The organism is Nostoc sp. JL33 (genome assembly GCF_017114985.1).
In the GTDB taxonomy this organism is placed as follows: Bacteria; Cyanobacteriota; Cyanobacteriia; order Cyanobacteriales; family Nostocaceae; genus Nostoc.
This window is the reverse complement of the sequence record NZ_JABXKP010000094.1, coordinates 1-8,596: the sequence shown is the minus strand read 5'-3', so window position 1 is coordinate 8,596 and position 8,596 is coordinate 1. Positions and strand designations below refer to the sequence as shown.

The window sequence follows — 8,596 nt, the reverse complement described above, 5'->3', positions numbered from 1 at the left end:
AGCCACTCAATTTTTCCATTGTTAATACTGCTTAATTCTTAACCGAAAAGTATTGAATCCTCATCTTCAGTGACGCTGGTGGCACAGGCAGAAGTTATCATGCTGACCTCAACGCTGTGAATCGACGGCGGCGATCGCACTACCTGCTTGAAGCTGGCTGGAGAGCAGACAATGCAATCCAGGGGTTGGGGCGATCGCATCGCACAAACCAAGCATCAGCACCCGTGTTCAGACCTGTTACCACTAACGTCATCGGTGAACGCCGCTTTATCTCAACCATTGCTCGACGGCTGGATAGCTTGGGCGCTCTTACTCGTGGTCAACGGCAAACAGGTGGCAATGGGATATTTGAGGCTAAGGATAATCTGGAGTCGAACTATGCAGAACACGCCCTGTATGAGTTATTCCGACAAATATACCAAGGTCGATTTTTTGAAGTTCCACTAGGAACTTTTGAACAAATGACTGGACTGAGTTTAACCTCTCATGAAGGCGGGATGAAAATCGACTTGCCCCCATTGCGGCAATTCCTCAATCGGCTGCTGGCTTTACGCATCGATATGCAAAACATCATTTTCGAGCGTTTTGAGTTATTGCTAAGTCAGCAGATTGAAGCAGCGATCGCGGCAGGGGTCTATGAGATGGGGGTAGAAACTCTCCGAGCAGAACGGTTTAATGTTGAGAGCCAGGAAACCGTGTACACTCATGCTGACACTGGTAGCGTCACCAACTACCTCAAAATTGAGCGAGTTCAGAAGAACAACATCAGAACGGCTCAAGAGATGGTTGAGTTTGCTGTCAAGTACCAAGGGCGATTCATGGTGAATGAAAAAGGTATTGCGGCTGTAACAATTCCAACGCATAGTATATTCGATGCTGAAGGTGGTGTTGTGCCAAGGGTATTACTCGTCCGCCCACAAAAAGAAACTCGTGTCATAGTGGAACAGCTAAATTCTTCCACTTGGCGGCAGGTTTCGGCTGATACGTTTGTTGCGGCGTGGTCTACTGAAGTGGATACACTGCCCAAGTTCACTACCGATTACCTGCATTTGGTAACTGGTATTCTATTGCCTATCTGGAAAATCCTGCCACAGCACAGTAGTCGAGTATTCCGCTTGCAAACCAGCGATGGACAAAAGATACTCGGTCGGGTGGTGAATGCTCACGACATTCAAACCGTGCGCGAACAACTCGGACTAAGAAATCAGGTGCTTTCTCCAGAAGAACTTGTGAAGCTGGTACTGAACCAGAGATATACACAGCAGCTACCAGGAGGAATTACGCTGCGGCGGTCTTTCATTGCTAGTGAACCTCGCATAGAACTGGTTAATGCTATCTCACTGGCAGAGCGACTCTTAGCTGTGGGTTGCTTCACCGAGATCATCAACTGGCAAAAGCGGGTATTCATTCCGGTTTCAGACAAAGCCCCAGCTATTCTCGCGGCTGTGATTGAAATCTTGGGGTAAGTCAAAAGCTGATGTATCTAAGTAAATACATCAGCTTATTTTTCGCTCAAACAAGAGGGGGCAGATATAGCGTAGCTGACACCAGGGGCAAAATAGTACAAACTTACCTAAAACCGAGGTTTGTTGCCAATGACAAAACTAAAGCCCTTATTCTTTTGTTACAGGTTTGTCTAACAAGAAGCAAACATGACTTGGATGATTTATCTAAAAACAATAGCTAAAAAGCTTATACACTAATGCTTTCCGCCTATCTTCCCCCTAGTGTCAGCTACGTCAAACTTTTCGGTCTACTGAAATTTGTACAACTTATTTTTACATGATGGCTTAATCAAATAAATACTCTTGCATATCGTTTTGTCGATGGCGGAGAATGCTTATAGCTTTGACCTGGATTTGACGAATCCGTTCTCGGCTAAGGTTTAGCTGTTGGCCAATCTGAGCGAGATTGAAATGCTGATCGTTCTCTAGCCCAAAGCTTAAAGTCAACACTTGACGTTGTATAGGCGTCAATGGTTCTAAGAATTTTGCCACGTCTTGCGATAAAAGTTCTTGGGTGAGCAGTTTTTCTGGTGAAACGCCAACGTCTGCTAAAATTTCGCCCAATTCTGTCTCTTGCTCATCTCCGACTTGTTTATTTAAAGAAATGGCTGTGCGAGAAGCGGCGAGATATTCTCGAAGCTTATCTGTACTGAGGTTTAATGATTTTGCTATTTCTTCAGCAGTGGCATGACGACCGAGTTTTTGAAAGCTTTCTCGCTGTACTTTCTTAATTTTATTAAGTATTTCAGTGAGATGAATAGGTAATCTAATAGTGCGCGATTGTTCTGCTATTGCTCTGGTTATAGCTTGACTAATCCACCAGTAGGCGTAGGTTGATAGCTTATAGCCCCGGTTGGGATCAAACTTTTCTATACCCCGTTGTAAACCGATTGCTCCTTCCTGAATCAAATCTAAAAATTCCAAATTGCGGTTCTGATATTTCTTGGCAACAGAAACTACCAGTCGTAAGTTAGCTGTCACCATTTTTTGTTTGGCTTTTTGGCCAAGGTGTAGTGCTGCTCGGACTTGTGCTTCGGTTTTTTCGACAGCATTAGCTAATTGAGTCAAAGTTGGTTCACGGTCTAGCTGTTGGGTGAGTTCATTTTTAGATTGCTCAATGGCAATCATTTCTTGTACCTGTCTACCATAAGCAATTTCTTCCTCTGGCTTTAATAAAGGATACTGACCAATTTCCTGCAAATAGATGCGAACCATGTCGGAACTCAGGCTGGACATACAAACTTTTCGACTTTTTTAAACCAGGGGATTCAAAAGTATAAATCAAATAGCTCAATAAATTTTTCTATTTTGAAGAACCAAAACATATCATCAATGCAGCCCTGTCTGAAGTAACCTCTGCTTTAACCTTGTGTACCTCTGTTGGTCATCAGTAGAGCGCACCGCCAGAGATATCGCTTTTTTTGCGCCAACTACGATCGCTAACTTCTTGGCACGAGTTATACCAGTGTAAAACAGGTTTCGGGTTAACATCATATAATGCTGCATATAGATTGGCAAAATCACCACTAGATATTCTGAACCCTGGCTTTTATGTATAGTAACGCTCCAGGCTAAATTAATTTCGTTGAGATCAGCATAGTCGTAAATCACAGTACGCTCTCCATACTGCACAATTACTTCTTGTTCAACAGTATCAATGTCGGTGATAATTCCCAAATCTCCATTGAAGACTTCACGCTGGTAATCATTCATTTGTTGAATGACGCGATCGCCAACTCGTAGTATCGTCCCACCCCTATTTATCTCCACCTTGTCGGGACTGGGTGGATTAATCAGCTGCTGCAACACAGTATTAAGGTTGCGAGTCCCTAGCAAGCCCCGCGACATTGGACAAAGTACTTGCACATCAGTAGCAGGATTAAAACCCAGCCGTGGAATCAAATCGGTAATCAACTCGCAGATTGCCTGCACACCATGTTCGGGCTGATGTCCGCCGCCGTGCCAAATACAGTCGGACACAGGATTGTCGGAGATTGGCTCGATTGTGGGATAAATTCCTCGATTAATCTGGTGGGCGGCGGTGATAATTGCGCTCTGTTGAGCTTGGCGAAATACCTGGGTTAACCGCACTACTGGCACACGACCAGAATTAATCAAATCAGCGAGTATTTGACCTGGGCCCACAGATGGTAGCTGGTCAATGTCACCCACCAACAACAGTAGAGCGCCAGCTAATACTGCTTTAACCAAGGAGTAAGCCAGAAATAAATCAAGCATACTGGCTTCATCAGCGATAATTGCCGTGTGGGGTAAAGGATTTTCGCTATCACGCTTGAAACCCCTTGAGCGCGGGTCAAATTCTAACAAGCGATGAATAGTTTTAGCTTCCAACCCAGTCATTTCACCTAAGCGTTGAGCAGCCCGTCCAGTTGGTGCTGCCATTGCAATAGATTTACCCATTGCTTTCCACAGGCTGACAATGGTGTGAGTGGTAAAAGTCTTTCCAACGCCAGGGCCACCAGTGAGGATCATGATTTTGGAGTAGGCTGCTATCTCAACCGCTTGCTGTTGTTGCTCTGAAAGCTGAATCTTGTGACTAGCAGTGAAGCGCTCAATCCAGGCACGAACACGAGGAATGTCCTGTGTAATCGGTTGAGTTAAGCGCCCAGATATCAGTTGTGCTAGGTTTTGTTCAGTATGAAAGTAAGTTGGTTTGTAGCACAGCAGGGTTTGGTCTGGGATTTTCTCTCTGATTAACTCATCCCTTAATGCCATATCTTTGATAGTCACAGCGATCGCATATAAAGTTGGCTGGTGATCCTCAGTAGTCAGCAGTTTAATCACTGACTCAATTAGTTCTGCCTGTGGTAAGTAACAATGTCCATCTTCAGCAGCTTCACTCAAAGCATGGACAAGTCCAGCACAATATCTGAATTCACTATCTGGTGCAACTCCCAAGTTACGGGCAATTTTATCAGCAGTCAGAAAACCAATACCGTAGATGTCGGCTGCTAGCTGGTAGGGGTTATGGGTTACTGTAGCGATCGCTTTATTGCCATATTGCTTGTAAATTTTGACTGCGTATGTTGTTGAAACACCGTGCCCTTGCAAAAATACCATTACTTCTTTTATGGCTTTCTGTGTCTCCCAGGCATTTTTAATTAACTTAATCCGCTTTTTGGCAATACCCTGGACTTCAATCAGTCGTTCAATCTGGTTTTCGATGATCTCCAGGGTTTCTAGCCTGAAGTGAGCAACAATCCGTCTTGCTGTGACTGGGCCAACACCTTTAATCAGCCCACTACCCAAGTATTTCTCAATTCCAGTGAGAGTGGCTGGTTTGGTTTCTTTGTAGTTGACTACTTGGAATTGTGGCCCAAACTGCGGATGGTCACGCCAGAAACCAGTTAGTTGTAAAGTCTGCCCTGGCTGAATATTGGCAAAGCTGCCTACGATTGTGGTTAAGTCAGTGGCTCTGGCGCGGGTTAAGCGTGCCACAGTGTAGCCTGACTCAGCAGAGTAAAAAGTTAAACGTTCTACGACTCCGGTGATTGTTTCGTGTTGAGGAAAGGCACTTACTTGTCGAGGGGAAAGATTAGAGGGAGTGGACATTGTTTATGATCAGATGCCGCACATTATTACAATACTGGAATTCAGTTCCATCATAGTACATAAATACTATACTCTTTTGAGATTACAGTAATAGTAGATGATAAAGTCGAAAATGCTGCTTCGCTTCACCATACGATGACTACGAGCGCAAGCGGGAGCAAGCTACGCCTCAAAGGTTGGTGAGGAGAGTGAAATATGTTATAAAAAACCATAGATTTTACTCTAATAAAGCTTCAATTTGCCCTAACAACTTATCTAAAACTTTTGCTTTATTAGGATCTTCCCAGATTTTAGCTTGCTTAACTCGCTGATAGGCTTCCTTCATCCGATTAGTCAGGATATTCGGCTGAGAAGACTTAGGAGGTTGAACTGATTGAATGTAACTTTTGATATCTCTAACTGAAAGATTTTCTTCAATAGTTTTCACTAGAAGTTGATGTCGCTGATCTTCGTCTTTCAATTGACCGATGATACGTGCTTTGGTATATTCTAGTTTTCCTTGTCGCAAAATTTCTAGAACATCTTTAGGTAAATTTAGTAAAGGTAGGCGATGACTACGAAAACTGTCTGGAGTCACCCTACCTATTACTGAAAATATCTTTTCTACCATTTCCCATTGGTTACGAACAACGTTGTTCGTAGTTTCTGTTTTTTGCTTTTGTCGGTTAGCAATATGATTGAGTAGGGAAATAACTTCTCCTTGAGAGCATTCCAAGCGGATAGATAGCAGTTGCAAAATAGCTTCAGTTTCCTCAACCGGATTTAAATCTTCCCGTTGCAAATTTTCGAGGAGGGCGACTTGGAAAGCATCTTGGTCATTGAGATGGCGGATAATAACCGGAACTTGCTCCATTCCAAGAGTTTGAGCCGCACGGTAGCGACGTTCACCAGCAATCAATTCATAATTACCGGATTCTAACGGTCGGACAAGCAGTGGCTGCAAGATGCCATGTTCACGGATAGAAGCAACTAGGCTTTCCATTCCTTGAATTGAAAAATAACGCCGAGGCTGATGAGCAGCTAGGTGAATTTGAGTTATTAATAAAGATTGTTCAATAGATTCGTTTTCCGAAAGTTGAGGATTATTGGTAACTCCTACTAAGTCCAGGAATTGTCTGGTTTTATTCGGAAATTCCATTTCATCTGCCATTGACAAGCGCCGCTTCGCCATATTACTCCTGTTCTGCCATTGACCTGGCGATTTCTTGATAAGGTTCAATCAATTTTCTTTCTGTGGTATACCGATGGATTGGTTGACGCGCCAAGTTAGACTCTGGAAACTGAACAGATTTAGGAACTGGTTCAAAAATTTTGACCCCAGGGAGTTTAGTTTTAAGAGTTTTGAGAGCATCTTGGGTCGTGAGTGTACGGTCTGCCATTGTAGGCAAGACTCCTAAAATTTGCAAATTGGGGTGAGTGTCTTCATCACGAAGACTTTCGATAGTTTCCAATAATTGTCGTAAGCCTTCCAAAGCAAAGAACTGACATTGAACGGGGATCAAGACTGCATCTGCTGCCATTAGTGCATTTAGAGTCAACATACCTAAGCTAGGTGGACAATCAATGAGAATATGAGCAAATTCTTGCCGTAAAGGATTCAATTTCTTTCTCAGGATTCGGCTATTATCTGCCGAGGTCAAAATTTGCTTTTCTCCAGATGCTAGAGATATGTCAGCCGGAATCAGCTTGATTCCGTACTCGGTGTCAATAATAGTTTCAGATGCGCTCTGTTTACGATCTGTAAGTACTTCATAAGCAGTCATCTGCCCTGGCTGAATCTTGATTCCTAGACCTGTGGTTAAATTGCCTTGGGGATCAAAGTCAACTACAAGGCAGGAGGAACTTTCTGCCAGCAATCCACTTAGTGCAATAGTAGAGGTTGTCTTGGCTACTCCTCCCTTTTGATTAGTAACTGCGATAATCATATTTTCTTAGTACTATGCGATTTTTGATGAAAAAACATATATATATTAGTTACAGAATGAACTGATTCTATGACAATTTAAGTAGACTGCAAAGATTTTCACAAGTTTTACACCAAAGTAATGAAAAACTAATGCTCCAAATTGCTTGTTACCTAAAAAGCTAACTATACTTTCGTTCTGGCGATGAGGAGCGATTTAGTGAAATAAATTGGCGCTTAAAATACACTTATTTCCCCAAGTCCACATAAAAAGTTCTGATGAAATCAAAAGAGCAATCCCCCAAGCTACCTAAACAACAGATCATTTCCCAACGACCAAAGCCCAAAACTTGACCAAGTTGCTTATAAACCAGTAGAGAAACAGCAGCCAACCTCTCAGCCTGGCATTACTCCCATTGATGAGCCGCCGTCAGTTGAGCAGCCACCCCAAGCAGAGGTGATACCTCCTTTAAGGTCAAAGCCGAACGCTGCTGAAAAACCGCAACATTTAGAGAAAAGTAAAGCAGAACGTACCTCTTCTGACAAGAGAAAATCCAAATTACCGCAACAACCTAAGCAACAGGGTCAATTGACAAAGAGCGATGATGAAGAAGAGTTACCACCAGAACGCTGTCAACATATCCAGTTTTTTGATTGTAACTCCTCAGTGGGGCGTGTCATATTCGAGTGTTGGCACTGTCAACAGGCAATAATTAGCGAATATACTGGAGAGCCTGTGATGGGAGAATACTTTGGCCATCCTTCACTTATTCAGGTTAAAATCCAATGTCCTAATTGTGAGAAGACAGCTATCAGATTAACAACGGGAGAAGTGCTTTCGATTACGGCGATACCTTCACCTTGGCAGCAATGATGGCATACACCCTCTTTAAGAGTGATTGTTGAAAGATATTCATAATTGATAATGCAAAAGCTGAGATTTTTAACCTCAATAATGACTGCACTAACGGCGCTCACGCTTAATAGTTGTAGCGGTGCTACAACTGAACAGTATGAAGCTACAGCACTCACCAGTTACACCTGGCTTGTTTTGTATGCCAATGATCTAACTAGTCAACCACAGCCACGCATTGAAACATGAACGAATACTTCAATGGTGAATAGGAATGGATTGAAACCGCCAGGAGCAGTTGTTGGCCCAGATGACAGTGGGCTATGGTGGCCTACTTTACCACCGCGACCAAGTGTTGATGAAGTTGAACAACGTAAAAGACCTCACGAAGAGGCAGAAAAACCTGAATTGGTGAAAGATGTAAAGTACTTTCCTTACCTATGGAATGGGTAATTCTTAGCAGACGCTACCTACTAACTATGATGTTTATCGGCAAGTAGTAAAAGCTTACACCCAAAAAACTCCTTTGAAATTGACTTTGGGTGTGAATGATAATTCAGTAGAGAAAGCTGAACCTGTCAGCAACTAGTAACACACTCGTTACGTAGTCAGCAAGAAGTTAGAGATCAAGACTGAATTGCTTTTCAACAAAAGATTGACAGTAAAGTATAAATTAAAGAGTCAACAACAATCTAATTTAATTTCTACTACGTTGATAAAAAAGATTTCAAAAAATACTTTTGGGGCTATATGGGTGCTTTG

6 protein-coding genes and 1 pseudogene are annotated in these 8,596 nt (G+C 42.8%); 3 read left to right on the top strand and 4 right to left on the bottom strand.

Annotation, left to right across the window (positions count from 1 at the left end; genetic code table 11):
• Positions 1–56 precede the first annotated feature (56 nt).
• Positions 57–1,466, top strand: coding sequence for a strawberry notch C-terminal domain-containing protein (locus tag HWQ23_RS28415; RefSeq protein ID WP_365743003.1), 1,410 nt, complete (start codon positions 57–59; stop codon positions 1,464–1,466).
• 324 nt (positions 1,467–1,790) lie between these two features.
• Here HWQ23_RS28415 and HWQ23_RS28410 read toward each other — a convergent pair whose 3' ends face one another.
• The 4 genes from HWQ23_RS28410 to HWQ23_RS28395 form a co-directional block, all read right to left on the bottom strand.
• Positions 1,791–2,741: an RpoD/SigA family RNA polymerase sigma factor gene (locus HWQ23_RS28410; RefSeq protein ID WP_292836225.1), complete on the bottom strand. Its 951-nt coding sequence runs from the start codon at positions 2,739–2,741 to the stop codon at positions 1,791–1,793.
• A gap of 93 nt (positions 2,742–2,834) precedes the next feature.
• Entirely contained in the window at positions 2,835–5,078 is a 2,244-nt protein-coding gene (recD2, locus tag HWQ23_RS28405; protein ID WP_292836222.1) for an SF1B family DNA helicase RecD2, read from the bottom strand.
• Between the two features lie 217 nt (positions 5,079–5,295).
• Positions 5,296–6,249, bottom strand: coding sequence for a ParB/RepB/Spo0J family partition protein (locus HWQ23_RS28400; RefSeq protein ID WP_292836219.1), 954 nt, complete (start codon positions 6,247–6,249; stop codon positions 5,296–5,298).
• A 1-nt stretch (position 6,250) separates the two neighbouring features.
• Positions 6,251–7,003 (bottom strand): ParA family protein, encoded by a 753-nt coding sequence (locus tag HWQ23_RS28395; protein WP_292836216.1) that lies wholly within the window; start codon positions 7,001–7,003, stop codon positions 6,251–6,253.
• A 435-nt stretch (positions 7,004–7,438) separates the two neighbouring features.
• Between HWQ23_RS28395 and HWQ23_RS28390 the strand changes: the two genes are divergently transcribed.
• Both HWQ23_RS28390 and HWQ23_RS28385 read left to right on the top strand, forming a co-directional pair.
• The gene (locus HWQ23_RS28390; RefSeq protein ID WP_292836213.1) at positions 7,439–7,855 is read left to right on the top strand and encodes a hypothetical protein; all 417 of its coding nucleotides are present in this window, start codon (positions 7,439–7,441) and stop codon (positions 7,853–7,855) included.
• Between the two features lie 51 nt (positions 7,856–7,906).
• Positions 7,907–8,423 (top strand): annotated as a pseudogene (locus HWQ23_RS28385) (hypothetical protein).
• Positions 8,424–8,596: the final 173 nt, after the last annotated feature.

Bases quoted from the DNA above. Each gene is read 5' to 3' on its own strand.
- HWQ23_RS28410 (WP_292836225.1), bottom strand. From the start codon at position 2,741: ATGTCCAGCCTGAGTTCCGACATGGTTCGCATCTATTTGCAGGAAATT.
- HWQ23_RS28395 (WP_292836216.1), bottom strand. From the start codon at position 7,003: ATGATTATCGCAGTTACTAATCAAAAGGGAGGAGTAGCCAAGACAACC.
- recD2 (WP_292836222.1), bottom strand. From the start codon at position 5,078: ATGTCCACTCCCTCTAATCTTTCCCCTCGACAAGTAAGTGCCTTTCCT.
- HWQ23_RS28400 (WP_292836219.1), bottom strand. From the start codon at position 6,249: ATGGCGAAGCGGCGCTTGTCAATGGCAGATGAAATGGAATTTCCGAAT.